Annotated in this window: 26 protein-coding genes and 1 other RNA gene; 7 read left to right on the top strand and 20 right to left on the bottom strand. The window is 34.2% G+C overall.

The window, feature by feature from the left end:
- Positions 1-156 precede the first annotated feature (156 nt).
- From ACFOZ1_RS04730 to ACFOZ1_RS04700, 7 genes are all read right to left on the bottom strand, one after another.
- Positions 157-516, bottom strand: a complete 360-nt coding sequence (locus tag ACFOZ1_RS04730; protein ID WP_390196490.1) for a response regulator — start codon at positions 514-516, stop codon at positions 157-159.
- Positions 517-539: 23 nt separating this feature from the next.
- Positions 540-1,013, bottom strand: a complete 474-nt coding sequence (locus tag ACFOZ1_RS04725; RefSeq protein ID WP_390196489.1) for a chemotaxis protein CheW — start codon at positions 1,011-1,013, stop codon at positions 540-542.
- A gap of 33 nt (positions 1,014-1,046) precedes the next feature.
- Positions 1,047-1,553 (bottom strand): chemotaxis protein CheX, encoded by a 507-nt coding sequence (locus ACFOZ1_RS04720; RefSeq protein WP_390196487.1) that lies wholly within the window; start codon positions 1,551-1,553, stop codon positions 1,047-1,049.
- A gap of 169 nt (positions 1,554-1,722) precedes the next feature.
- Positions 1,723-2,775, bottom strand: a complete 1,053-nt coding sequence (locus tag ACFOZ1_RS04715) for a siderophore ABC transporter substrate-binding protein (protein WP_390196486.1) — start codon at positions 2,773-2,775, stop codon at positions 1,723-1,725.
- Between the two features lie 187 nt (positions 2,776-2,962).
- Positions 2,963-3,730 carry an iron ABC transporter ATP-binding protein gene (locus ACFOZ1_RS04710; protein ID WP_390196485.1) on the bottom strand — a complete coding sequence of 256 codons (768 nt, stop codon included), beginning with the start codon at positions 3,728-3,730 and terminating at the stop codon, positions 2,963-2,965.
- Positions 3,731-3,732: 2 nt separating this feature from the next.
- Complete coding sequence (locus tag ACFOZ1_RS04705; protein WP_390196483.1) at positions 3,733-4,680, bottom strand: iron chelate uptake ABC transporter family permease subunit; 948 nt, start codon at positions 4,678-4,680, stop codon at positions 3,733-3,735.
- Positions 4,670-5,623 carry an ABC transporter permease gene (locus tag ACFOZ1_RS04700; protein ID WP_390196481.1) on the bottom strand — a complete coding sequence of 318 codons (954 nt, stop codon included), beginning with the start codon at positions 5,621-5,623 and terminating at the stop codon, positions 4,670-4,672. Before ACFOZ1_RS04700 ends, ACFOZ1_RS04705 begins: the two co-directional genes overlap by 11 nt.
- A gap of 283 nt (positions 5,624-5,906) precedes the next feature.
- Here ACFOZ1_RS04700 and ACFOZ1_RS04695 point away from each other — a divergent pair, with 283 nt between their 5' ends.
- From ACFOZ1_RS04695 to ACFOZ1_RS04685, 3 genes are all read left to right on the top strand, one after another.
- Entirely contained in the window at positions 5,907-6,503 is a 597-nt protein-coding gene (locus ACFOZ1_RS04695) for an anthranilate synthase component II (protein ID WP_390196479.1), read from the top strand.
- Positions 6,500-8,218, top strand: a complete 1,719-nt coding sequence (pabB, locus tag ACFOZ1_RS04690; protein WP_390196477.1) for an aminodeoxychorismate synthase component I — start codon at positions 6,500-6,502, stop codon at positions 8,216-8,218. The genes ACFOZ1_RS04695 and pabB overlap by 4 nt, the downstream gene beginning before the upstream one ends.
- Positions 8,219-8,348: 130 nt before the next feature.
- Positions 8,349-8,780: a BrxA/BrxB family bacilliredoxin gene (locus ACFOZ1_RS04685; RefSeq protein ID WP_390198057.1), complete on the top strand. Its 432-nt coding sequence runs from the start codon at positions 8,349-8,351 to the stop codon at positions 8,778-8,780.
- Between the two features lie 94 nt (positions 8,781-8,874).
- Here ACFOZ1_RS04685 and ACFOZ1_RS04680 read toward each other — a convergent pair whose 3' ends face one another.
- The 7 genes from ACFOZ1_RS04680 to secG form a co-directional block, all read right to left on the bottom strand.
- Positions 8,875-10,140: a C40 family peptidase gene (locus ACFOZ1_RS04680; protein ID WP_390196475.1), complete on the bottom strand. Its 1,266-nt coding sequence runs from the start codon at positions 10,138-10,140 to the stop codon at positions 8,875-8,877.
- 297 nt (positions 10,141-10,437) lie between these two features.
- Entirely contained in the window at positions 10,438-11,415 is a 978-nt protein-coding gene (locus tag ACFOZ1_RS04675; protein WP_390196472.1) for an NAD(P)H-quinone oxidoreductase, read from the bottom strand.
- 169 nt (positions 11,416-11,584) lie between these two features.
- Positions 11,585-11,948: a transfer-messenger RNA gene (ssrA, locus tag ACFOZ1_RS04670) on the bottom strand.
- 120 nt (positions 11,949-12,068) lie between these two features.
- Positions 12,069-12,530: an SsrA-binding protein SmpB gene (gene smpB, locus ACFOZ1_RS04665; protein WP_390196469.1), complete on the bottom strand. Its 462-nt coding sequence runs from the start codon at positions 12,528-12,530 to the stop codon at positions 12,069-12,071.
- 101 nt (positions 12,531-12,631) lie between these two features.
- Positions 12,632-14,899 (bottom strand): ribonuclease R, encoded by a 2,268-nt coding sequence (rnr, locus tag ACFOZ1_RS04660; RefSeq protein ID WP_390196466.1) that lies wholly within the window; start codon positions 14,897-14,899, stop codon positions 12,632-12,634.
- Positions 14,900-14,946: 47 nt separating this feature from the next.
- Entirely contained in the window at positions 14,947-15,687 is a 741-nt protein-coding gene (locus tag ACFOZ1_RS04655; protein ID WP_390196464.1) for an alpha/beta hydrolase, read from the bottom strand.
- A gap of 132 nt (positions 15,688-15,819) precedes the next feature.
- Positions 15,820-16,050, bottom strand: a complete 231-nt coding sequence (secG, locus tag ACFOZ1_RS04650) for a preprotein translocase subunit SecG (protein ID WP_390196462.1) — start codon at positions 16,048-16,050, stop codon at positions 15,820-15,822.
- 219 nt (positions 16,051-16,269) lie between these two features.
- Between secG and ACFOZ1_RS04645 the strand changes: the two genes are divergently transcribed.
- From ACFOZ1_RS04645 to ptsP, 3 genes are all read left to right on the top strand, one after another.
- Entirely contained in the window at positions 16,270-17,199 is a 930-nt protein-coding gene (locus ACFOZ1_RS04645) for an alpha/beta hydrolase (protein ID WP_390196459.1), read from the top strand.
- Between the two features lie 149 nt (positions 17,200-17,348).
- Entirely contained in the window at positions 17,349-17,618 is a 270-nt protein-coding gene (locus tag ACFOZ1_RS04640) for a phosphocarrier protein HPr (RefSeq protein ID WP_390196457.1), read from the top strand.
- 7 nt (positions 17,619-17,625) lie between these two features.
- Positions 17,626-19,341: a phosphoenolpyruvate--protein phosphotransferase gene (ptsP, locus tag ACFOZ1_RS04635; RefSeq protein WP_390196455.1), complete on the top strand. Its 1,716-nt coding sequence runs from the start codon at positions 17,626-17,628 to the stop codon at positions 19,339-19,341.
- Between the two features lie 80 nt (positions 19,342-19,421).
- Here the strand turns inward: ptsP and ACFOZ1_RS04630 are convergent, their stop codons facing one another.
- The 3 genes from ACFOZ1_RS04630 to ACFOZ1_RS04620 form a co-directional block, all read right to left on the bottom strand.
- Positions 19,422-19,730, bottom strand: a complete 309-nt coding sequence (locus ACFOZ1_RS04630) for a rhodanese-like domain-containing protein (protein ID WP_390196452.1) — start codon at positions 19,728-19,730, stop codon at positions 19,422-19,424.
- A 26-nt stretch (positions 19,731-19,756) separates the two neighbouring features.
- Positions 19,757-20,236, bottom strand: coding sequence for a DsrE/DsrF/DrsH-like family protein (locus ACFOZ1_RS04625; RefSeq protein WP_390196449.1), 480 nt, complete (start codon positions 20,234-20,236; stop codon positions 19,757-19,759).
- 78 nt (positions 20,237-20,314) lie between these two features.
- Positions 20,315-20,575, bottom strand: a complete 261-nt coding sequence (locus ACFOZ1_RS04620; protein WP_390196446.1) for a metal-sensitive transcriptional regulator — start codon at positions 20,573-20,575, stop codon at positions 20,315-20,317.
- A 257-nt stretch (positions 20,576-20,832) separates the two neighbouring features.
- Between ACFOZ1_RS04620 and ACFOZ1_RS04615 the strand changes: the two genes are divergently transcribed.
- A complete protein-coding gene (locus tag ACFOZ1_RS04615) occupies positions 20,833-22,482 on the top strand; it encodes a CoA-disulfide reductase (RefSeq protein WP_390196444.1) in 1,650 nt (549 codons plus the stop codon).
- Positions 22,483-23,011: 529 nt separating this feature from the next.
- Here the strand turns inward: ACFOZ1_RS04615 and eno are convergent.
- The 3 genes from eno to tpiA are packed head-to-tail and all read right to left on the bottom strand — an operon-like array spanning position 23,012 to position 26,622.
- A complete protein-coding gene (gene eno, locus ACFOZ1_RS04610) occupies positions 23,012-24,298 on the bottom strand; it encodes a phosphopyruvate hydratase (protein ID WP_390196442.1) in 1,287 nt (428 codons plus the stop codon).
- Between the two features lie 30 nt (positions 24,299-24,328).
- Entirely contained in the window at positions 24,329-25,867 is a 1,539-nt protein-coding gene (gene gpmI, locus ACFOZ1_RS04605; RefSeq protein WP_390196440.1) for a 2,3-bisphosphoglycerate-independent phosphoglycerate mutase, read from the bottom strand.
- Positions 25,864-26,622, bottom strand: a complete 759-nt coding sequence (tpiA, locus tag ACFOZ1_RS04600) for a triose-phosphate isomerase (RefSeq protein ID WP_390196439.1) — start codon at positions 26,620-26,622, stop codon at positions 25,864-25,866. The genes gpmI and tpiA overlap by 4 nt, the downstream gene beginning before the upstream one ends.
- Positions 26,623-26,631 lie beyond the last annotated feature (9 nt).

Here is a 26,631-nt window from a genome sequence, read left to right as displayed (position 1 = left end):
CTGAAATAAAGGAATCACAATGAGGTACGAATCGATGATGACTTATTGTAAGTTGATGTGCGAAATCGCCTAGTTTCTGGGCACTTACGCTAGACGAACCAAAAAAAGGAGCCAAACAAATGTATTTTGTTTGGCTCCTTTTCATTTCTCATCTCACTAACCTAACAATTTGTCTAACGTTTCTTTCACTCTGTCTTCTGTAAATGGTTTGACAATAAAGTCTTTTGCACCTGCTTTGATTGCATCTAATACCATTTGTTGTTGACCCATTGCAGAACACATAATTATCGTTGCATTACTGTCTTTTGTTTTAATAATTTTGGTTGCTTCCACGCCATTCATTTCAGGCATCGTAATATCCATTGAGACAATATCTGGCTTTAGTTCTTCGTATAGTTCAGTTGCTTGTTGTCCATTTTCTGCTTCTCCAACTACTTCATGTCCTAGCTTTGTGAAAATATTCTTTAACTGCATACGCATAAATGCAGCATCATCTACAATTAATACTTGCGCCATTACTACACAACCTCCAAAATTAATTAATCATTTACTACTTGCTTTACTTCTGATAACTCATCATTACTTAAGACATGATCTAGATTTAATAATAGAAGCATGCCTCTTCCTTCTATTTTTGCTACACCTTTCAAGTATCGATGATCCAAATCATTGATTAAATCTGGTGTTTCCTCAACAATTTCTGGTTCAATATCAATAACATCTGTCGCTTCATCTACAATTAATCCAACTTGTATGTCATTCACATTCGCAATTAAGATTCTAGTTAATTCCGTAACTTCTTTCATTTCAAATCCTAATCTTGCTCGTAAATCAATAATAGGTGTGACTGCTCCACGTAAATTAATAATTCCCTTAATAAAAGCAGATGTTTGCGGCACTGACACAATATCATGGTCTTGTAATTTTTCAATTGACAGTATTTGTGAAATGTTTGCCCCATATTCTTGATCATTTAATTTAAAAATAATAGTTTTTGTTAATAATTCTTCCATTTTCAATTCACCTACCAATGTATTCTTTAAATATTATTGATTTAATAATAGAGAAAGTTTCATGTTGCCTATTTGATTGAATTCCACTTCAGCTTCTAAAACACGTTTAAATCCTGTCAACTTTGCATTACCACTAATAATAGTCGGATGCGTAATATCTGTTTCAATCGCATTTGAAGCTAGATATGTAGAAATGCCACCTGCTACCATATTACCTAGTTCACCAGAAAAAGAGTCTAACATTTCCTCTGATAATTGCATTCCATATAATGCTTCGCCTACCGCTCCAAAAACACCATGATTAGCTTGTATCAATAAATCACCTTTAAATGAACCGCTAAAACCAATCAATACACCATATTCAACATGTAGTGGTTCCACTACTATTTTAGGTGGCTTAAAGTCATGAGGGATAGGTACTATGTTATTTATTGATTGCACAGAACCATTATACAGCTCTTTAATCATCTCATTTACATTCATATCTGTCGATAGTACCATATTCATATTTCTCCAATCTGAAATTTGATAATTAGTCATAAATAAGTATTATTCCTCCTTCATAATACCTAATTTTCATCTAATATACAACTTGTTTTTGCATACTTATACTTATTTTTAATTCATAAATCCTATTATTAAAAAGTTAAGAAACAAAAAAACCACCTTGTTCATCAGTTTACACTGACAATCAAGGTGGTTTTAATGCTTATTCACCTAATTTAGTAATTACTTCTTCAATCTTAGCTAATTCTGACTGAAGTCCTCCACCACTTAAGTACCATAAAGCACCATCTAAATAAACAATTTTATCATTTTTGTATGCTTCTGTTTTTTCAACAATCGCATTTTCCATATCTGTTTCGATATTAGATTCCCCATTAATTGCTGCAGTACGATCAATAACAAACAATACTTGTGGATCAAATTCTAAAATTGCTTCAAATCCGAAGTTAGAACCATGAGAAGATGCTTCAATATCTTCTGTTACTGGTGTAAATCCATATTCACTATAGATATAACCAAAACGTGAATTTGTAGCAAATCCTGATAAGCTTCCTTCATTGTACATTGTTACTAAACTTGTTTCGTAGTTTTCTGCTAATTCATTTACTTTTGTTAATGCTTCGTCAATTTTAGCTAAATGCTCTTCTGCTTCTGCTTCTTTATCGAACATTTTTGCCGCAATATCTACAGATGCTTTAAATGTATTCCAATAATCGTCTTGGTTTGTACCAACGAATACAACATTTGGTGTAATTTCTTTTAATTGATCATAGAAAGCCGATTGACGTCCAGAGATAAAAATAACATCTGGCTCAAGTGCTGCGATATCTTCAAGTAATGGTTCTTTTAATGAACCAACATTTGTATAATCATCAGAATTGTACTTTTCCAATTGTGCTGGTAGATTAGTTCCACTTGCTACACCTACAATACCCTCTACACCTAAAGCATCTAATGTGTCTAAGAATCCATAATCAAATACAACAATTCTCTCAGGCATTTTTTCAAATTCTACATCTGCAAAGCTATACGCATTTCCTTCACGGTCTTCAGAAGATGCAATCGTTGGTGATACTGTCATTGGATATGCAGAATCTTCCTCTACGTTAGCTTCTTCATTCGTATCTGTTCCTTGATCTTCTGCTGCAGCTGCTTCTCCATCATTATCTGATGAACTACTATCAGATGATCCACATGCTGCTAACATAAATGTTAACGATAATGCTAATAAAAATAAAATACTCCACTTCTTCATTATAAAATTCTCTCCTTCTATGTAATATTATTAGTAATGATAATCATTATCACTCACAAAATATACTATATCATCCAATTTTCATCTCGTCAATACTAATTGATAACTTTTTTCAATTAAAATTATTTTAATAAAAAGCCTAAAGAAACATATCGAATGCTTGTTTCTCTAGGCTATGTGGAAAAAATCAAGTGTGTGAATTGAAGTAAACACATATTCTACATCCATCTTGTACTTGAACTGGAATATCCATATCATAAATATCTCTTAGTGATTCCGAATTAATAATCTCGTGTGTTTTACCATTTTTCACCAATTTTCCGTCTTTCAGTGCGACGATACGATCGGAATAAACTGAAGCAAAATTGATATCATGTAATACGATAATAACCGTTCTACCTAATTCATCTACTAATTTACGCAAAATTTTCATAATCTGAACAGAGTGTTTCATATCCAAGTTATTTAATGGCTCATCTAGCAAAATATAATCCGTATCCTGGGCAATAACCATTGCAATGAAAGCTCGTTGTTTCTGACCACCTGATAATTCATCTAAAAATTGATCTTGTATATCTACTAGATTCATATATTCAATCGCTTGGTCTATATACTTCTCATCTTCTTCATTTAATCTTCCTTTAGAATAAGGGTATCTACCAAAGGATACTAGCTCACGAATAGTTAGACGCACATTTAAATAATTCGCCTGCCTTAGAATCGAAACACGTTTTGCAAATTCCGTGGATTTCCACTTTTTCACATTATTATTATCTAACAAAACTTCCCCAGTATCTGCATCTAATAACCTACTTACCATTGACAATAGTGTAGACTTACCCGCACCATTTGGGCCGATAAATGAAGTAATTGTGCCTTGTTCAATATTCACAGAAACATCTTCTACTACAGGTTTTTTGCCAAATTGTTTCGTTAACCCTTTAATTTCAATCATGATTAAGCCCTACTTTCTTTTAATAATAAGTAGATAAAGTAAATACCACCAACAAAGTTAATAATGACACTAATCGTCGTATTTAATTCAAAAATATGTTCAACTAGGAATTGTCCACCAACTAATGCAACGATACTAAATAAACTCGCACCGAGTATCAAAGTGGAATGTTTATATGTGACTAAAAACTGGTACGATAAATTTGCAACAATTAATCCAAAGAATGTAATTGGTCCAACTAACGCTGTGGATGTTGCAATTAATACTGCTGATAAGATTAATACATTCATCACCATTCGATCATAATGAATACCTAGATTGATGGCATTCTCTCGTCCTAATGACATCACATCTAGTTTTTTCATGATAAAAAATCCATATATAAATGCAATCAATAACACCGCTAATGCAATTAAAAGCAATTCTGCTTTCACTTTTGTGAAGGATGCAAAGAGCATACTTTGTAAACTTAAGTATTCTATTGGATCAATAAGTACTTGTAGGAAAGTGACGAAACTTCCTAACAATGTTCCTACAATCATACCTATTAATAATAACAAATAGATTGGATATTTATCTGCTCTAAATAAAAAGCGGTATAACAATAATGCAAAGACTACCATTGCAGTAATAGCTGCACCAAAGTTCAAATATTTGTTAATAACCCATATCGACATCGATCCTGAGAAGAAATAAATCAATGTTTGAACAACTTCATACATTGAACCAATTCCCATCATAGATGGTGTCAAAATTCGGTTATGAGTAATAGTTTGGAATACTACTGTCGAATAAGAAATTGCAATTCCTGTAATAACCATCGCACCAACTCTGATCATTCTTCTAGGAAAAGCATAATCAAATCCACCTTTAATGTCATAAAATCCATATAGTAATACAGATAAGATAGCTAATACAAATAAAATAATGATTTTTGTACTATTTCGCATATGCTCTCCCCCTAAATAACATAATTAAGAAGATTGCACTACCAATTACAGCTACTGTTACATTCACAGGGATTTCGTATGGGTGGATGATCACACGTCCAATAATGTCACAGATTAATAGAAATACAACACCTAATAACATGGTATGAGGAATCGTCTTCCGTAAATTGTCTCCTAAGTAAATGGATACGATATTAGGCACAATCAGTCCTAAAAATGGAATCATACCAACAGTCAATACAACTGTCGTTGAAATGATTGCTACTAATACCAATCCAATATTTAGTATAACTTTATAGCTTAAGCCTAAATTCTTGGCAAATTCTTCTCCCATTCCAGCAACAGTAAACTTATTTGCATACAAGTATGCGAGAATAACCGCTGGAATACTCACAAATAAAAGCTCATATCTTCCCGCGATAATTAATGTGAAACTTCCCATTAACCATGCAGAAATATTTTGAATTAAATCCGCTTCATAAGCGAAAAATGTCGTTATAGAAGATAAGATATTTCCATACATAATACCAATTAAAGGAACAAATATCACATCTTTAAATTTAATTCGATCTAATATTTGCATAAAAACAAATGTACCTATTAGTGCAAAAGCAAAGCTAAATAAAATTTGTTGCGTATATGTAACATTTGTAAGAAAAAGCATAGAAATTAAGATTCCTAGTTTCGCAGCATCTAACGTACCTGCTGTCGTAGGTGAAACAAATTTATTTCTACTTAACGCTTGCATAATTAACCCTGCAATACTCATTCCAGCTCCTGCCAAGATGATCGCTAATAAACGTGGGACACGACTGACTAAAAATATTTGGGTCTCATCAGAATTCCAATCAAAGAGATCACTAATATTAATATCAATTGCGCCGATAAATAACGATACGAATGACAAGACAATTGTAGCAATTATCAACATCCATAATCTCATATGTAATCCTCATCACTTTATATATTATTCTTAGTTCGATAAATGAAATTGATTATCATTACTAAGTACGAGATTCATTATAAAGAATGAAGGAAGAAATGTCAACATTCCCCATGTTCCCACAATGTTCAGTCTAAAGCCATTCTCAAGCTGTTATCATATTTCATGATAAACTAGATTTCGTACAATTTTGTGACAAATACTTTCCATCACACTTCAATTCAGATAATATTAGTTACATATTATATAGAAGGAATTAGAAAATCGAATCGAGGGAATACACATGATCGTCATTATAGATAACTATGATTCATTTACATACAATCTTGTTCAATATTATAAACAAATACATACAGATGTAATTGTATTTCGTAATGATGCTATTACAGTTGCACAATTAAAAGACCTACACCCTACATTAATTGTTCTATCACCAGGACCTGGCTCTCCTACGGATAGTGGTATTTGTAAAGAAATTTTACAGACATTCTATCAAGACACACCAATTTTCGGTGTCTGTTTAGGCATGCAAATTATTGTTGAATTTTTTGATGGGAAAATTGTTCCTTCAGCTAACCCTGTTCATGGAATGACCTCTATGATTACTCATACAAATCATGGAGTATTTAATGGTTTACCACAATCTTTTCATGTAACAAGATATCATTCTTTAATTGCGGATAAAAATTCACTATCCAAATTAGACATCAGTGCACATACAGAAGATGATTTGATTATGGCAGTAAAGCATCCTACCTATCCAATTGAAGGTGTACAATTTCATCCAGAGGCAATTTTAACTGAATATGGGTTTGAACTAATAAAAAATAGTTTGTCATTGCAACTTCACCCAATCATTAGAAAGGAGGAAAAGAATTGAGTATCTATTTACAATTTGATTTCCGTGAAATGAATCAAGTATTTGAAAATCCAATCAAGATATTAACAACAAATAAACTAAGTGAAGTGAAATCAATATTTGATCAAGTGGAAGATGCGCTAAATAAAGGGTACTATGTTGCTGGATACGTCTCATATGAAGCAGCACCAGCTTTTGATCATGCATATCAAGTTCATTCTAATCCAACAATGCCTTTAGTTTGGTTTGGAGTGTTTGAGGAAGCTACTAAAAAGAAAGAACAATTAGATAAAGCCTATCGCGTTTCCGATTGGAAAAATACTATAAAACTTGATGAATATAACGATTCAATTCAACATATAAAATCAAAAATTCAATATGGACATACCTATCAAGTTAATTATACGACAAGACTTACTTCTACATTTAATGGTGATAGCTACTCCTACTACAATCAACTTCGGCAAAATCAAGAAGCACCATATAATGCTTATTTAGATATAGGAAACTATCACATACTATCTATGTCACCAGAATTATTTTTTCAAGTGAAGAATGGTCTCATCAAAACAAAACCAATGAAGGGTACAATGAAACGAGGAAAAACAACGCAAGAAGACTTACTATTGAAAGAAGCACTCAAATCCTCCGAAAAAAATCGAGCGGAAAATGTGATGATTGTCGACTTACTTCGAAATGACTTAGGTAGAATCGCGCAACCTGGAAGTGTGCACGTACCAAAATTATTTGACATCGAACAATATCCAACTGTTCATCAAATGACTTCAACAATTGAAGCAAAATTAGACACATCACTCACTGTTTGGAATTGGTTTGAAGCACTGTTCCCTTGTGGATCGATAACTGGAGCACCTAAAGTAGAAACAATGAAAATCATATCAGAGGTCGAAAAGACTCCAAGAGAAGTATATTGTGGTGCAATTGGTTGGATTAGCCCATCAAGAGAAGCGATATTTAATGTACCAATACGAACATTATCCATTTATACACACACTTCTCATCTTTCTTTTGGTACAGGTAGTGGAATCACATGGCATTCTTCCAACAATGAAGAATATGAAGAATGGATACAGAAAACAGCTTTTTTGACAGAAAACAGAAATGAATTTGACTTACTTGAAACAATATTACTAAAAGATGGAAGTTATCCTTTACTTTCTTATCATCTTACAAGATTGAATGATTCAGCAAGCTACTTTAACTATCCATGCAGCTATAAACATGTAAAAGAAAACTTGTCGCATATCGTGAAAGATTATCCTGATGGAGATTACAAAATACGACTATTATTAAATAGAAATGGAGAACTCTCGATTACAACATCAAGGATAGATATACCACTTACTGAAATATATACAAGGATTGCTACAGAGCCAATCTCGAAAAATAATATCTTTTTATACCATAAAACAACGAATCGGGCAATTTATGAAAAGAATGATGCAAACGCGCCAGCATCTAATTTTTCTACATTATTATGGAATGAGGAAGGCTATATCACAGAATTCACATTTGGAAATGTCGTCTTTAAAAAAGGAGAATTATACTACACACCTCCTATTTCTGCTGGTTTACTTGGAGGGACAATGAGATCGAAACTATTAGATGATGGGGTATTGATAGAGAAAAATATCCATAAAGATACAATCGATACTTTTGACGAAATATGGTTTATTAATGGTGTACGTGGATGGGTAAAGGTCTGTATGATTTAAAACAAATCATTCGATTCCTTGTCATTGTTTTGCTATAGTAAAACTAATGCGTACAAATCATATTATTTCTTCTCATTTTATTAGAATTAGAAGATGAATCATTTGTATATTAATTTGAAGGAGGCTATTTATTATGAATGCTTATGAAGAATATATGCGTGAAGTTTCAAGACCAATGCGTGAGGAATTAACAAGTGCGGGTTTCGAAGAACTGACAACTATAGAAGAAGTAGATACATTTATGAATAATAACGACAAACCTGCACTTGTTGTGATTAATTCTGTGTGTGGTTGTGCAGCTGGATTAGCACGTCCTGCAGCAGTACGCTCGTTATCACATGACAAAAAACCAGTTCAACTAGTAACTGTATTTGCTGGTCAAGACCGTGAGGCAACAACACAAATGCGTTCATACTTTGAAGAAGTAGAACCGTCCTCACCATCAATGGCAATTGTTCAAAACGGAAAATTACAATATTTTATTCCACGTGAACAGATTGAAGGACATGATATGGAAGATATCATTCAACAGCTCCAAGAAGCATACAATAAATATTGCTAGACGAGACAAAAGTGGAAGCACCCTGTTAGAAAAGTAACAAGAGAATAAATCAAATCGAAAAGCGTCCGTTATTATACGGACGCTTTACTTATATTTATTGTGCAACACGACGAACGTGACCTGCAAACGTTTTACTCCAATAAGAACTATTCATATCTGCAATCGCTACACCTGTGCTATTTTGAGAACCAATGAATTTGTTATTTCCTAAGTAAATACCAACATGCCCATTTGTTTTGTACGTATTAAAGAATACTAAATCTCCTGGTTGCATTTCACTAGTTGATACTTTCACACCTACAGATTGCATGGATGCAGTACTTGCAGGTAAACTAATACCACCTTGTTTGAATGCCCAACTAACAAATCCTGAACAATCAAATCTACCATTTGCTATATCATATGCACTTCGCCCACCACCAAATACATAGACAGAGTTCCCAATATACTTATTACCAGCATTGATAATAGTTTGTAGGTTTCCTGAAGCAACAGTTGTTTCTGTACTTGTAGATGTGGATTTAGACGCATATTGTTTATACGCAGCACTATTTCCACTTTCACTTGAAGCAGAAGAACTCGTTTGTTGCGCATTTAATAGTTGTTCTTGAGCACGGGCTTCTCTCAAAGCTCTTTCTTTGTTAGCTAAAATCGCATCTTCTATTTGAAGATCATCTAGTATATCCTTATTTTCCTCTTGTTTCTTTTCTAACTCTTCTTTAACCTTTTCATTTTCTTCCTTTTGTGCAATGACTTGTTCTTGAATTTGCTCATATTCTAAAACTAAATCTTCTAATTCTAATAGTTTCTGATTTAAATTTGCTTTTTGTTCTTCTAATTTTAATTTATCTTCTTCTTGTGATTCTAATAAATCTTGATCTGCTTTCGTAATTTTAGTTACTAAAGAAAAACGATCAATAAAATCAATAAAATTAGTTGCACCTAGTAATACTTCTAAATAGTTTGTAGCCCCGCCATTTTCTTGCATGGAAGAAATACGTTCTTTTAGAATTTCATTCCGACGATCAATATCTTTTTGCACATCTGTAATGGATGCTTCTAATTCACTTACTTCTTCTTCTACTTTGGACATATCTTTCTTTGTTTGATTCATGACTTCTTCGTTATCTTTAATCGCTTCTTCTAATCGTTGTAATTTTTCAGTTAATGTAATTAATTCATCTTTTATCTTTTGAATTTCTGATTGTTTTAATTCTATGTTTGTTTGAACTGCAGAACGTTGTGATTGTATTTCCGCTTCTGTTTCTGCATGTAATGTGTGGTTATGTACAAAAAACAAGCTTGTTACAATTGTAGCTGTAATAGCTGACTGTTTGACAAAAATTTTAATGTTTCGCAATTCGTTCCCCTGCCTTTAATAATTAAAATAGCAGTGAATACAACTATGTAAGTGATTTCATCAATGTTATATTTATTCACTAGCCACAGTGTAACATAGAAATATGTCAGATTTATTTAAGTAATATTACAAATATATTTCAAAATAATAGATTACGTTTTATTTTTAATAGATTGGGTAAAAACTATTTTTTTAGGTAGAATGAAACAAAGCCGTACCGAAATTAGTACGACTTTGTGCCAACCTATTCTATTAAATTGAATCTAAAAAATCTTACTCACTGTATTTACTAGATTTTTACTGAACTTTTAAGATAATCTTTCCAATATTTTTATTACTCTCCATATGCTCATGTGCTTGTTGAATCTGTTCAAAAGAAAAGACACTGTCGATTATTGGACGAAGCTTATTATTTTTAAAAAGTTCTACAGTTTTCGAGAAAAATTCTGTCGTAAGATCTCTCTTATAAACATCGCTTCTTGGTGTAAGTAAAGTTCCAGTAAGTTGCACTCGTTTTAACATGAGATCCATTAAATTCATATTCTCTATTTTGGTACCACCTAAAACCCCAATGAGCACCCATCGACCATCTATCTTGATACTTGAAAGATTTCTACTCCAATAGGATGCACCAATGAAGTCAAGGATTAATTCGACACCTTGATTTTTTGTTATATTTAATACTTCTTCATCAAAATTCTTTTCTTTATAGTTGACACAAATATCTGCGCCTAACGATGCACAAATATCTAACTTTTCAGTAGTTCCTGCAGTTGTAATGACTTTCGCTTGCCCCAATTGTTTTGCTAGTTGAATTGCAGCTGTTCCAACTCCACTACCTCCAGCATGAATCAATACTGTTTCATCTTTACTTAATTGACCTAACCAAAATAATGTTTGGTAAGCTGTTAAGAACACTTCAGGAATCGCTGCAGCTTCTTCAAATGAGAGATTTTCTGGAATAATCATCGCTCTTTCAGCAGGCATCACAGCATATTCAGCATAACCACCACCATTGACAAGACCCATGACACGTGTACCGATTGGTATGTTTATGTTTGGCCCTGTGTTTTCTACAATTCCCGCAACCTCGATACCTAATATTGGGTTTTTCAAATATCCGGAACTGCTTTGTCTATTCACGATATCTGTTCTGTTAACCGCTGCAGCCTTTACTTTGATTAACAACTCTCCATCCTTGCATACTGGTTTTTCATAATCTACTATATTTAATTGTTCTGCACCACCTGGTTGTTTGACAATTACTGCTTTCATTTGTTGTCCTCCTTCAATTAAACTCGCACACTTTTACTATTGAAATAGGTTATCTAAATTTTACTTAATAAAACGAAAAAAAGCCCTCCTAAAATGGAAAAAGGCTTCAAAACTATTGAAATAATACCACCAAATCCAAAAGCTTGTTAAATCAAGCTTGGTTATGTATTGGTGGAGACGGTGGGAGTCGAACCCACGTCCAAAGGTATCGGCACTCAGGCGTCTACACGTGTAGTTGGTATATTTGCTCTTCGCTAACTATTATGCCTACCAACAGGCGTTCTAGTAGCTAGTCTGATTAATCTCTTCTATTACTCCACAGACGGAGGAGAATAGCGTAGCCCACTAATAAGTGAGACCCTTCAATCTACCACATGGGCGATGGTAGGAAGGATCCTTTAGTCAGTGCTTACGCAGCTGCTAAAGAGTAATTGTTTTCTTTGCCAGTTATTATTGGCGTTAACGTTTTACGAGTCGTAACCTCGACGCGCAACCTGAGCTCGACCTACCCCTGTCGAATCCGTAACGTCCCCTTTAAAATAAAGAGATACGGATATGAGTAAGCATGAGGCTAAATATTCAATTATCCTATCACAATAAATAGTATAACATATTCACACGAATTATCAACAGTATACACTTGCCAAATTCCGTTAATTACGGTCTTTTAACGCTCGATCCATATCACGTTTCGCTTGTTTTTGCTTCAAGTCTTCACGTTTGTCGAATTTTTTCTTTCCTTTCCCTAACCCAAGCAGAACTTTTGCAAAACCATTCTTAATATATACTTTTAATGGGACTAATGAATAACCAGCTTGTTTTGTTTCACCAATAAGCTTATCAATTTGCTTTCTGTGTAGCAATAACTTTCTCGCTCTTGTTGGTTCATGATTAAATCGATTGCCTTGTTCATATGGAGAAACATGCATATTATGTAAGAACACTTCTCCATTTCGAATTGTAGCAAAACTATCCTTTAAATTCACTTGCCTTTTACGAATAGATTTAATCTCCGTCCCTTGTAACACGATTCCTGCTTCAAATGTTTCTTCAATAAAAAAATCATGACTTGCTTTTTTATTTTGTGCAATTGCTTTACTTTCATGCTTTGCCATTTCTCGTTCCTCCTACTTGTTACGTATCACTATTTTAGCAAAAAACGGCAGCAGATGCTATGGCAAAAAGGAGGGGAACAAGGAAATAGAAGTGCTTGCTTCTATTTCCGCTTTTTCTTCTTTCCATTTTTTCTTTTACCATTGGCTTTTTGTGTTTTTTTTGCAACTTTCTTTAACCCTTTTTTCTCACGTTTTGCTTCAATGACTTTTGGTCCTTCTTTTGCTTGTCTATTCCTTCTTGGCTTCATACCGACAATTTCAAAATCAACGGCACGTTCTTCTAAGTTTACTTGTGCGACTTTAACTGTAATATGATCACCAACTTGAAATACATTCCCTGTTCTTTCACCAATCATTGCATATGCGCGCTCATCAAAATGGTAATAATCATCTGTTAAATAACTAACATGTACAAGTCCCTCAATTGTATTTGGAAGTTCTACAAATAGACCAAAATTTGTAACAGAACTAATAACACCTTCAAATTCTTCCCCAATTTTATCGAGCATAAATTCTGCTTTCTTAAGATCGTCCACTTCTCGTTCTGCATCAACAGCAGCCCGTTCTTTCATCGAAGTGTGTCTCGCAATGTCTGGCATTCTTTCTTTCCAATGTGCTCTTGTATGACTGTCTAATTTTCCATCAATTAAGTATGTGCGGATAAGTCGATGTACAATTAAATCAGGATATCGTCTGATTGGTGATGTAAAATGTGTATAATAATCTGTTGCTAAACCAAAGTGACCAATACTTTGTGGGTCATATTTCGCCTGCTTCATTGAACGAAGCATTAACTTAGAAATAATAATATCTTCATCTGTCCCTTTCACTTCATCCAACACTTGTTGTAATGCTTGTGGGTGAATTTCATTAGACGACCCCTTCACTACATATCCAAATCGAGCGATAAATTCAAAAAATGTTTGTAGTTTTGCTGGATCAGGATCTTCGTGGATACGATGAATAAATGGTACGTCCATCCAGTGAAAATGTTCAGCAATTGTTTCATTTGCGCATAACATAAATTCTTCGATTAATTTCTCACCAACAGAACGTTCTCTAATGACAACTTCTTCTGCTTTTCCTTTGTCGTCTACTAGTACTTGTGCTTCTTTAAAATCGAAATCAATTGCACCACGGCCAAATCGTTTCTCGCGCAATACTTGAGCTAAATCACGCATATCTTCAAATAATGGGACAAGAGGTTGATAACGAGCAATTACTTCCTCATCTTGATCCACTAAAATTTGATTCACAGCTTTATACGTCATTCGCTCTGTTGTATTAATGACAGCTTGGAAAATATCATGACTCACTACTTCCCCTTTTTGGTTGATTTCCATATCACAGCCAAGAACAAGTCGGTCCACTTGAGGGTTCAATGAACAAATTCCGTTTGATAAACGATGTGGAATCATTGGGATCACTCGATCAACCAAGTACACACTTGTACTACGTTCAAATGCTTCTTTGTCAATTGGTGAATTTTCCTTTACATAATGTGTCACATCAGCAATATAGACACCTAATTTATAATTGCCATTCTCTAATTTCTTAACAGTAACGGCATCGTCAAGGTCTTTTGCATCCGCACCATCAATTGTAACAATCGTTTCTTCTCGTAAATCTTTACGATTCACAAGGTCTGATTCATGAATTTGTTCAGGAATTTGCTCCGCTTGATCAAGTACTTCTTGTGGAAAATCAATTGCAATACCATTTTTGTAAATAATCGAAATAATATCCATTCCAGGATCATTTTTGTGCCCAAGAATCTGAATGACTTCTCCTTCCGCACTCATTCTACCTTCAGGATATTTCGTAATTTCAACAATTACTTTGTGTCCACTTACTGCACCTTTTGATTGACCTTTTGGTACGAAAATATCATTTGGAATTCTTTTATCATCTGCTATAACAAAACCGAACGCACCATTATCTTCGTACGTACCTACAATTTGTTTCAATTGACGTTCTATAATTCTGACAACAACACCTTCTGCTCGTTTGCCAGATTCATCACGACTATCTACGCGTACAAATACACGATCCCCATTCATAGCTGACTGTAAATCCGCTTGATTGATATACACATCATCCATTGTGTCATCATCAGGAATTAAAAAAGCAAACCCTTTTGCATGCATTTGAATCGTACCACGAATTAAATTCATTTTCTCTGGTAAGCCATATCGATTCTTCTTTGTTCGAATGAGCTCACCTTTTTCTTCTAATGCATTTAATGCTTTTACTAATTGTGTAAATTCCTCTGGATCATCTAGTTCTAACAATTCTTCAATCTCTTGCACAGAATATGGTTTTGTATTATTTTCTTCAAAAAAATTAAGAATCTTTTTTTGTAGTTCCAATCCATTCACCTCTTTCTCTATTTTTCACGCTTTCTTATTATGGCAATTTACCATTCAAGTGATTCTAGAAATGTGTAAATATCCTCATGCATTTCATCCTTTGCATTACTAAATGTAATTGCGTGTGTGCCATTGTCATAAAATTTAATTTTTTTCTTTTCTGATTCTACATTTTCATAAATATAATTCGCACTATCTGGGTTAATCATCTGATCATTTGTCGCCTGAATGACAAATGTCGGTGTATAAAGCATGTCGACATTTTCTTTCACTCTCTCAATAGATGCAGCAATTTGTTGAAATAAACCTTTAGAAGCTTCGAGGAGTTGATCTACCTCTTGCTTGATAATTTCTTCATTTTTTCTTTCTAATTGTTTGTATTCTTTGGCAAATTGTCTAAACCCAATCGTTAACTGCTCTTCATTATCAAAATACATTGGGGAACACATTGTTATAACACCTTGTAAAGGTTGATTACATGCAAGTCGTAGTCCTAACACACCACCTAAAGAAAGTCCTGCTACTGCAATTTTAGTGTATCCTTTATCTTTCAATGTTTGATATGCTTCCACTACATCTTCCCACCACTCTTCTGCAGTGACATCAATTAGTTCTTCTGGTGATTTACCATGACCACGATAGATTGGTGCATAACATGTATAGCCTTTACTATGTAAGAACCTACCAAGCATGCGTACATCTGCAGAGTGGCCTGTAAAGCCATGTAATAATAATACCGCACGATCACCTGCTTCAAACATAAATGGTTCTGGTTGTTTTACTTTCATGTAATCTCTCTCCTTCAAATATGTAAATAAGTCTGTTCTCTATCATTAGTATTCCTTTTTTAGTAATTGAAAAAACATCCTTTGCTCATATTTTGCAAAGGATGTTTTTGTGATTTGCGAAAATCAATTACATTATAACAAATAAGCAAGTGCAAAAGTTAAGATGAAGAACAATGTTCCTGTAATTACAGTACCTCTATGTAGAACTGCATCAATTCCTCTGGCTTTTTGCTTACCAAACAATTGCTCTGCCCCACCTGAAATCGCTCCAGATAGACCAGCACTCTTACCTGATTGTAATAAAACTAAAACAATTAATACGATTGCATCAATAATTAGCAATGTCATCATCGTCGCTAACATGAGCAAACACCCCCTAGACGTACAAATACATAATATCAATTTAGCATAATCTAACTAGATTAAGCAAGCCTTTTCTAAAAATATCTCCATATATAATAGTAAATATTTCTATCCTATTTCAAGTGAAACATATGAATGACCTAATTGAGGATGATTCCTCCTATTTTTACTGAAATATAGTATAGTTAACACTAGGATGTAAATAGGAGGTACGGGGAAATGTATGAGTATTGGGAAGAAATGTCTGATGGAAAAAAGATACACGTAAAGAAATGGGATGATGTACACGAAGCGATTGCAACAGTGCAGATTGCCCACGGGATGGCAGAACATATAACTAGATATCATGAGTTCGCACAATTTTTGAATGCCAAAAATATTATCGTATATGGCCATGACCATCGTGGACATGGACAAACAGGTGCGGCAAATGACTCCATAGGTTATTTTGGTGATCACGTCACATTTGATCGTGTGGCAATGGATATTGTAGAGCTATCCAATAAGATTGAAGAGGACTATCCTAGCATACCACACTTTTTAATCGGCCATAGTATGGGTTCTTTTTTAAGTAGACGTGCACTAGCACTTGTACCTATGATTCCGTTAAATGGTGCTGTTTTAATTGGTTCAGGTTATCAACCATCTGCTTTACTAGCTTTCGGAAAATTATTACTATCATCAATCATTTCGTTTAAAGGCAATACAACAAAAGGGCAATTCGCAAACAAACTTACATTTTTTCAATTCAATAAAAAGACAGCAAACAATACAGAATTCGATTGGGTTTGTAAAAATGAAGATACTGTTACAGATTATATAGAAGATCCTTATTGTGGATTTGTCCCAAGTAATCAATTTTTCTATGAATTGTATCAAGGCATTTCACTCATCCAAGATCAATCAGAGATAAAGAAAATAAATCCGCACATTCCACTATTATTTTTAACGGGTAAAGAGGATCCTGCGACGAATTATAGTAAAGGTACAGAAAAAGTAGTGAAATTATATAAAGATGCTGGTATAGAATTCATTAATATGAAAGTATATCCAGGTTTACGGCATGAAATATTAAATGAAAAAAATAATAGTGAAATATTTCATGATATTTTCCAATGGTTAAATGAGCAAATCACTTGTCGAAATTAGTCAAAATCATTATAATAACGTTGCTACTTACTATGAATTTTAAAATATTTTTTGACATTTTACGCGGACTGTTGAAATATGACTACAAAAAAGAGTAAAATTAAGAGGTAGCTATACAATTTTTTAATATACTTAGGAGGTTTTACATTATGGCAGTAGAAAAAACAGTAACAATCACAGATGAAACAGGAGTACATGCTCGCCCAGCAACTGTATTAGTAAACAAAGCAGGTAGCTTTGCATCTGAAATGACTTTAGAATATAACGGTAAGTCAATCAACTTGAAATCAATTATGGGTGTAATGTCTCTAGGAATCCCTCAAGGTGCAGAAATCAAAATCATCGCTGAAGGTTCTGATGAAGAAGAGGCAGTAAATGCAGTAGTAGATGTAATTAAATCAGAAGGACTAGGAGAGTAATCTCAACATGAGTAATTTAAAAGGAATTGCAGCATCAAGTGGAATCGCGATTGCAAAAGCATATAAATTAGCTGTTCCAGATCTTTCTTTCAAAAAAGAAAGCATTAAAGATGCTACAAAAGAAATTGAGCGACTAACAAATGCATTAGAAGTATCTAAATCAGAATTAGAGAAAATCAAAGAACATGCACGTGCTAGCTTAGGTGATGAGCATGCTGAAATTTTCTCTGCGCATTTATTAGTTTTAAGTGATCCTGAATTAATCAATCCAATTAAAGATAAGATTGAATCAGAACAAGTAAATGCTGAATTCGCATTAGATGAAACAGCACAAATGTTTATTCAAATGTTCGAGAATATGGACAATGAATACATGCGTGAGCGTGCAGCGGATATTAAAGATGTAACAAAACGTGTGATGGCACACTTATTGAATGTATCTTTTCCAAATCCTGCACTAATTAACGAAGAAGTTGTTGTTATCGCAGAAGATTTAACACCTTCTGATACAGCACAATTAAACAAGCAATTTGTAAAAGGTTTTACAACAAATATCGGTGGACGTACATCACACTCTGCTATTATGGCGCGTTCATTAGAAATTCCTGCAGTTGTTGGTACAAAAGAAGTAACTGCCAAAATTAATGATGGTGATTTTGTCATTGTTGATGGTATTGATGGAGAAGTAATCATTAATCCGTCTGATGATGTTATCGCATCATACAAAGAAAAGTTACAACAATTTGAACAACAAAAACAAGAATGGGCAAAATTAAAAGATGAGCCTACAGTATCTGCAGATGGTACACATGTAGAATTGGTTGCAAATATTGGAACACCTGAAGATGTGACTGGTGTACTAAATAATGGTGGTGAAGGTGTAGGCCTTTATCGTACAGAATTTCTTTATATGGGTAAAAAAGAATTACCAACAGAAGAAGAGCAATTTGAATCATATAAAGCAGTTTTAGAACAAATGGGTGACAAACCTGTTGTTGTTCGTACACTAGATATCGGTGGAGACAAAGAACTTCCATATTTAGAATTACCTGAAGAAATGAACCCATTCTTAGGGTATCGTGCCATTCGTTTATGTTTAGAGCGCGATGATATTTTCCGTACGCAATTACGTGCATTATTACGTGCAAGTGTATTTGGTAACTTGAAAATCATGTTCCCAATGATTGCAACATTAGATGAGTTCAGACAAGCAAAAGCACTTCTATTAGAAGAAAAAGAAAAATTAGTTGCTGAAGGTGTAGAAGTATCTGATGCTATTGAGATTGGTATCATGGTAGAAATTCCATCAACAGCAGTGATTGCACGTCAATTTGCAAAAGAAGTAGATTTCTTTAGTATTGGAACAAATGATTTAATCCAATATACGTTAGCAGCAGATCGTATGAATGAACGTGTAAGCTACTTATACCAACCATATCATCCAGCAATCTTGAATTTAGTTCATAATGTCATTGAAGCAGCACATGCTGAAGGTAAATGGGCTGGAATGTGTGGCGAAATGGCTGGTGATTCCATTGCAATTCCGATTTTACTCGGTTTAGGACTGGATGAATTCAGTATGAGTGCAACATCTATCTTACCTGCTCGTACACAAATTAAAGGATTATCTAAAGAAGAACTAGCATCTTATAAAGATACCCTATTAAGTATGAATACAGCAGATGAAGTTGAAGCATTTATTCGTGAAAAAACAAATCAATAAAAAGATAAATGATTGTTTATAATTCCTTTCAATAAATAAAAACGGCTTATCCAATTGGATAAGCCGTTTTTATTTATTCATTACTTTTTCGGTAATTCAATCTCATCTTCCCATGCAAGCATTCCACCAGCCATGTTCGTTGCTTCGATTCCGTTTGATTCAAGGAATTCTGTTGCACGCCCACTTCTAGCACCTGACCGACATACCATGTAATAATGTTTGGATGAGTCTAATTCACCAATACGTTCAGGAATATCACCTAAACGCACATGTTTCGCTCCAGGGATCATTCCTTCTTCTACTTCTTCATCTTCACGTACATCAATAATATTTAATGCTTCCCCTGCTTTTAATTTAGCAGCTAATTCACTCGGTTGAATTTCTTTCATCTTCTATTCCTCCATTATTTGTTTAATTAAATGAATAATGTAATATTACCATCTTCTGAGTCACCAATGTATGCTGCAACACCTGCATATTCAATATTATCTAACAACTCTTCTTTTTGTAAACCTAAAAGGTCCATTGTCATGGTACATGCAATTAATTTTACATCTTGTGCTTGGGCCATTTCAACTAATTCGTTTACTGGTACAGCATTATGTTTTTTCATAATATCTTTAATCATTTTTTTACCCATACCTAAATAATTCATTTTCGATAAGCCCATCTTCTCTGCTCCTCTTGGCATCATTTTGCCAAAGAGCTTCTCCATGAATGTCTTCTTCACCTGTAAATGCTCATCTTTTCTTAATGCATTTAATCCCCAAAATGTGTGAAAAATCGTTACTTCATGATCATATGCTGCAGCACCATTTGCGATAATGTATGCTGCCATCGCTTTATCATAATCTCCACTAAATAAAACAATCGTTGTCTTTTTCTTCTCTGTCAATTTTAATTCCTCCTAATACAAATACCTGTATAGGTATAAATTTATTGGTAAAAAAATAGAGTAACCATTACTCTATTTTTATCTACTTTTAACGAGTAAATTTACAGCTTCTTTAATTAAGTCTTCTGATGATTCACCAGTGTTTTTTTCTTCTCGAATGCAACGTTCTAAATTTGTACTAACAATTAATGCAGCCGTGCGATCCATTGCACTTCTTACTGCAGACATTTGTGTAACAACATCGCGACAATCTTTGCCTTCATCCATCATTTTAATCAGGCCACGAACTTGTCCTTCAATTCGTTTCATTCGATTTTTTATCTTTTGATCATATTCCATGATGAAGACTCCCTTCTATTTCATAAGCTAAACTATCTATAAAACTAACGACAACTTTATTATATACCCCTATCGGTATATTGTCAACAGTATTTACCTAACTTCTTTCTATTATATATCATACCGCTAAACATTTCATTCTACTCGATTGATTTTGAAAACTTTGTGAATAGTGTGATATTATGCACACATTTATCTTAAACTATAGTATATTATACGCATAGGGGTATGAGTATAATATTAAGGAGGAAAATAGTATGAAAAAAATTATTATTGTAGGCGGAGTTGCAGGTGGAGCTACTGCTGCTGCACGCTTAAGAAGATTAAACGAAGATGCAGAAATTATCTTGTTTGAACGTGGTGAACATATCTCTTTCGCCAATTGTGGATTACCATATTATATTGGTGAAACAATTAAGCAAAGAGAAAAGTTATTAGTGCAAACCGTCGAAGGAATGACGAACAGATTTCAATTAGATATTCGAACCCAAACAGAAGTAGTCAAGATTAACCCTATAGAAAAAGTAATCGAAGCAAAAAATTTAAAAACTGGCGTAAAATATGTTGAAAGCTATGATACAATCATTCTTTCACCAGGAGCAAGCCCAATAATCCCTTCATTCAATGGATTAGAGAAAGCGAATAATGTATTTACATTACGTAATATACCTGATACAGATCGAATTAAATCATTTGTAGATACAAATAAACCACAGAAAGCAACTGTTGTTGGTGGAGGATTTATCGGTTTAGAAATGGCTGAGAATCTAGTTGAAAGAGGTATAGAAGTCACATTAGTTGAAATGGCTGACCAAGTAATGGCACCACTTGATAAAGAAATGGCAGCAATTGTTCATGAACATTTGTTTGAGCATGGTATTCAATTATTACTAAAAGACGGGGTAAAAGCATTTCATGAAAACGGTCAAAAGATAGAACTAAATAGTGGCAAAATCATCGGACAAGACATTGTCATTCTTTCTATTGGTGTAAAACCTGAGAGTAAGCTTGCAAAAGAAGCAAATATTGCGGTCCATGAACGTGGTGGTATTCTTGTAAATGAATATTTTGAAACATCACAGAAGGACATATATGCGATTGGAGACGCAATTGTTATCAATGATTATATTGCTAAGGAAGAAACGTTTATCCCTCTTGCAGGGCCTGCAAATAGACAAGGAAGAATGGTTGCAAATAATATACTTGGTAAGAAAGAACCTTATCTAGGGACATTAGGTTCAGGAATTGCCAAAGTCTTTGAATTATCTGTTGCGACAACAGGACTAAATGAAAAAGTATTACAATCCAAAAACAAAGAATATGAAGTGATACACATTCATCCAGCATCACATGCAACCTATTATCCTGGAGCGACACCAATTTCTTTAAAAGTACTTTATGATAAGAATACTTTGAACATTCTTGGGGCACAAGCCGTCGGTAAAAATGGAGTAGACAAGCGAATGGATGTCATTGCAACTGCAATCAGAGGAAATTTGTCTATACTCGAGTTAGCAGAATTAGAATTGACATATGCACCTCCGTTCTCTTCTGCTAAAGATCCAGTAAACATGGTTGGTTATGTTGCATCTAATATTATTGATGATGAAATGGAAACAATTCAGTGGTATGAAGTAGATGAGCTCGTTAATAATGGGGCTACATTAATTGATGTCCGCGAAAAAGAAGAATTTGCAAATGGAGCAATTGAAGGTGCTGTAAACATTTCACTAACAGAATTAAGAAACAAACTACCTGAATTAGATTCGACAAGACCTGTATATGTACATTGTCAAGTAGGTCTAAGAGGTTATTTAGCTTGTCGCATATTAAAGAATCATGGTTATCAAGCTATAAATGTAGATGGTGGTTACAAAACATATGAACTAGCCAAGAGATGGAAATGAAATGAAAAGAGTTTGGGAAATGAATCAGTAATTATGAAATAAAATATGTGTGTATCACCCGCTCCGACTTGTCCAATTCCCTTTCCATAGACTTTTTCCTTCAGTTAACTTTTCTAAGCAAAAATCGCTTGGAAAAGTGGATCTTCAGGGAAAAGAACCCCATAGGAGTGGAATTGGGCACCTATTTTCTAAGAAGCTCTATAATGTTTACGAGTGCATATATTGTGGATTGTTACAGATAGTCGCTTATTTGGCTTATCATCGTAAATAAATTAAAGTTAAAATCACTATCAACATAGTATAAAGCTGACTTTTTTATGACTACATTAATTATAGAGTAACTAAAAGCTCATGGGAAAAATCCCCGTAAAGGACCGGAGCGGTTACAAGCATATACCGAATATCAGAATAAGCAAATAGACTTTTCTTTTAATACACAAAAAATCCAACCGATTCTTCAAATAGCTCTCGAATCGGTTGGATTTTCTTAACTAAAGAATTGTATTATCACAATTTCTTTTTGTTTATATTATTTATTTAAATTGTAGAATGCTGCTTTTCCAGCGTATTTTGCTGTTGCTGCAAGTTCGTCTTCGATACGTAATAATTGGTTGTATTTAGCAACACGGTCAGTACGTGAAGGCGCACCTGTTTTGATTTGTCCTGCATTTGTTGCTACAGCAATATCTGCAATTGTAGCATCTTCTGTTTCACCAGAACGGTGAGAGATTACTGCAGTGTACCCTGCACGTTTAGCCATTTCAATTGCTTCAAAAGTTTCTGTAAGTGTACCAATTTGATTTACTTTTACAAGGATAGAGTTACCAACACCTTGTTCGATACCTTGAGCAAGACGTTTTGTATTTGTTACAAATAAGTCATCCCCAACTAATTGAACACGATCACCAATACGTTCTGTTAATAATTTGTGACCTTCCCAATCATTTTCATCAAGACCATCTTCAATAGAGATGATTGGATACTTGTTAATCATTTCTTCATACCAAGCAACCATTTCTTCAGATGTACGAACAACACCTTCACCTTTAAGGTTGTATTTACCATCTTCGTAGAATTCAGAAGATGCAACGTCCATTGCAAGTTTTACTTCTTCACCTGGTTTATAACCAGCTGCTTCAATTGCTTCAATAATTGTTGATAATGCTTCTTCGTTTGATGCTAAGTTTGGAGCAAATCCACCTTCATCACCAACACCAGTATTTAAACCTTTTCCACTAAGTACTTTTTTCAAGCTATGGAAAATTTCAGCACCCATACGTAATGCTTCACGGAATGTTGGAGCACCAACAGGCATAATCATGAATTCTTGAATATCTACGTTGTTATCCGCATGCTCTCCACCATTTAAAATGTTCATCATTGGTGTAGGAAGAGTTGTTGCATTGAATCCACCTAAGTAAGTGTAAAGTGGTACACCTAAGTAATCAGCTGCTGCATGTGCTGCCGCCATAGATACACCAAGAATTGCGTTTGCACCTAATTTACCTTTATTTTCTGTACCATCTAATTCTAATAATAATTGATCAATAACTACTTGACGAGTTACATCAATACCGATTAATTCTGGTGCAATAATTTCATTTACATGTTCTACTGCTTTAAGAACACCTTTACCTAAATAACGGTCTTTATCTCCGTCACGTAATTCTACTGCTTCATATTCACCAGTAGAAGCACCACTTGGAACTAATGCTGTACCGAAAGCACCTGTTTCTGTGTAAATTTCAACCTCAACTGTTGGGTTACCGCGCGAGTCTAATACTTCGCGAGCATATACGTCTGTAATGTATGGCATAATTTATTCTCTCCTTTAAATAAAATATAATTATTTTTTAATTAATGAATCGCCTGTCATTTCTTTTGGCTTTTCTACATCTAATAAGTCTAACAATGTTGGCGCAAGATCGGCTAGAATTCCGCCATCACGTAATTGTACGTCATCTTTTGTTACAATAACAGGTACTGGATTCGTAGTATGTGCTGTCATTGGCTTACCTTCTATAGTGATAACTTCATCTGAATTACCATGGTCAGCAGTAATAATCGCATGACCACCTTTTTCTACAATTTTATCTACTATCTTACCTAGACATTCGTCTACTGTTTCAATAGCTTTAATTGTAGGTTCGAGCATACCTGAATGTCCTACCATATCAGGATTAGCAAAATTCAGGATAATGGCATTCTGTGCATCTGCATCTAATTCTTTAAGTAATGCATCTGTCACTTCATATGCGCTCATTTCTGGCTTCAAATCATATGTCGCAACTTTTGGTGAATCAATCAATATACGTTTTTCACCAGGAAATTCTTTTTCACGTCCACCACTCATAAAGAAGGTAACGTGAGGATATTTCTCTGTTTCGGCAATACGTAATTGTTTTAGATTATTTTGAGATAATACTTCACCTACAGTATTATCCAAATTAACTGGTTCATACGCAACATATCCATTCACCGTTTCACTAAAATTTGTTAAGCAAACAAAATGAATATTCTTTGGTGATTTTTCACCACGGTCAAAATCACGGAAATCTTCATTAGCAAATGTACGAGATATTTGAATCGCACGGTCTGGACGGAAATTATAGAAAATAACAGAATCGTCATCTTGAATCGTTGCTTTCGGTTTACCATTCTCATCTGTAATCACAGAAGGAATAACGAACTCATCGTAGATCTCATTCTTGTAAGAATCTTCAACAACTTCAATTGGATCTGTGTATTTTGGTCCTTCCCCATATACCATCGCATCATACGATTTTTTCACTCTATCCCATCGTTTGTCACGATCCATGGAATAATAGCGACCAGAAATCGTAGCGAATTCCCCTACACCGTATTCTTTCATTTTTTCTAATGCATCATTGATATAGATTTTTGCTGATTTTTGATCAACATCACGACCATCAAGAAATGCATGTACATATACTTTTTCTAACCCTTTTGATGCTGCAAGTTTTAAAACTGCATACATATGTTGTATATGGCTATGTACCCCACCATCTGATAATAAACCAAATACGTGTAGTGCTTTGTCATTATCTTTCGCATGTTGAATCGCATCTAACAAGACTTTGTTTTCAAAAAAGTCGCCTTCTTTAATCGAAAGATTCACACGAGTTAAACTTTGATAAACAATACGTCCTGCACCAATGTTCAAGTGACCAACTTCAGAGTTACCCATTTGCCCGTCAGGTAATCCTACCGCTTCTCCACTTGCTGTTAATTGATTGTGCGGATAATTGTTCCAATAACGATCAAAGTTCGGTGTATTGGCTTGTTTGACAGCATTTCCTTTTACTTCATCACGTAAAGCAAATCCGTCTAAAATTATTAATGCTGCTAACTTGTTTTGACTCATTTTGCACCAGCCTCCACTAATTGAAGGAAAGAGTCTGCTTCAAGGCTAGCTCCACCAACAAGTGCACCATCGATATCAGATTGTGATAATAATTCGTCAACATTAGATGGTTTTACACTTCCACCATATTGAATACGAACTGCTTCTGCAGCTGTTTCAGATACCGCATTAGCTACTACTTTACGAATGTGTGTACATACTTCGTTCGCTTGTTCAGATGTAGCTGTTTTTCCTGTACCGATTGCCCAGATTGGCTCATATGCAATAATAGACGCTTTTACTTGTTCTTCTGATAAACCATCTATTGCTTTTTTTACTTGATCTTCAACAACTTCCATTGTTGTGTTACTTTCACGTTGTTCTAATGTTTCACCAACACAAATAATTGGTACTAATTGATGCGCAAATGCTGCATGTGCTTTTTTGTTTACTGTCTCATCTGTTTCTGCAAATAATTCGCGACGTTCAGAGTGACCTAGCACGACATATGTTACACCGATGTCTTTTAACATTGCAGGACTTACTTCACCAGTAAATGCTCCACTCTCTTCGAAATGCATATTTTGTGCTGCAATTGCTAAATCTGTACCTTTTGCTTTTTCTACTAATGTAGGTAAATATGGAAATGGTGCACATACAACAGATTCCACTTTTTCAGTTGAAGGTACTTTTACTTTCGTATCTTCTACAAATTGAACTGCTTCACCTAATAGTTTGTTCATTTTCCAGTTACCTGCGATTACTTTCTTACGCATCCAATCACC

The sequence above is a fragment of the Gracilibacillus marinus genome, from assembly GCF_042651725.1.
GTDB classification, from domain to species: Bacteria; Bacillota; Bacilli; order Bacillales; family Amphibacillaceae; genus Gracilibacillus; species Gracilibacillus marinus.
The sequence above is the reverse complement of the archived record's forward strand: the minus strand, read 5'-3'. Positions and strand labels throughout refer to the sequence as shown.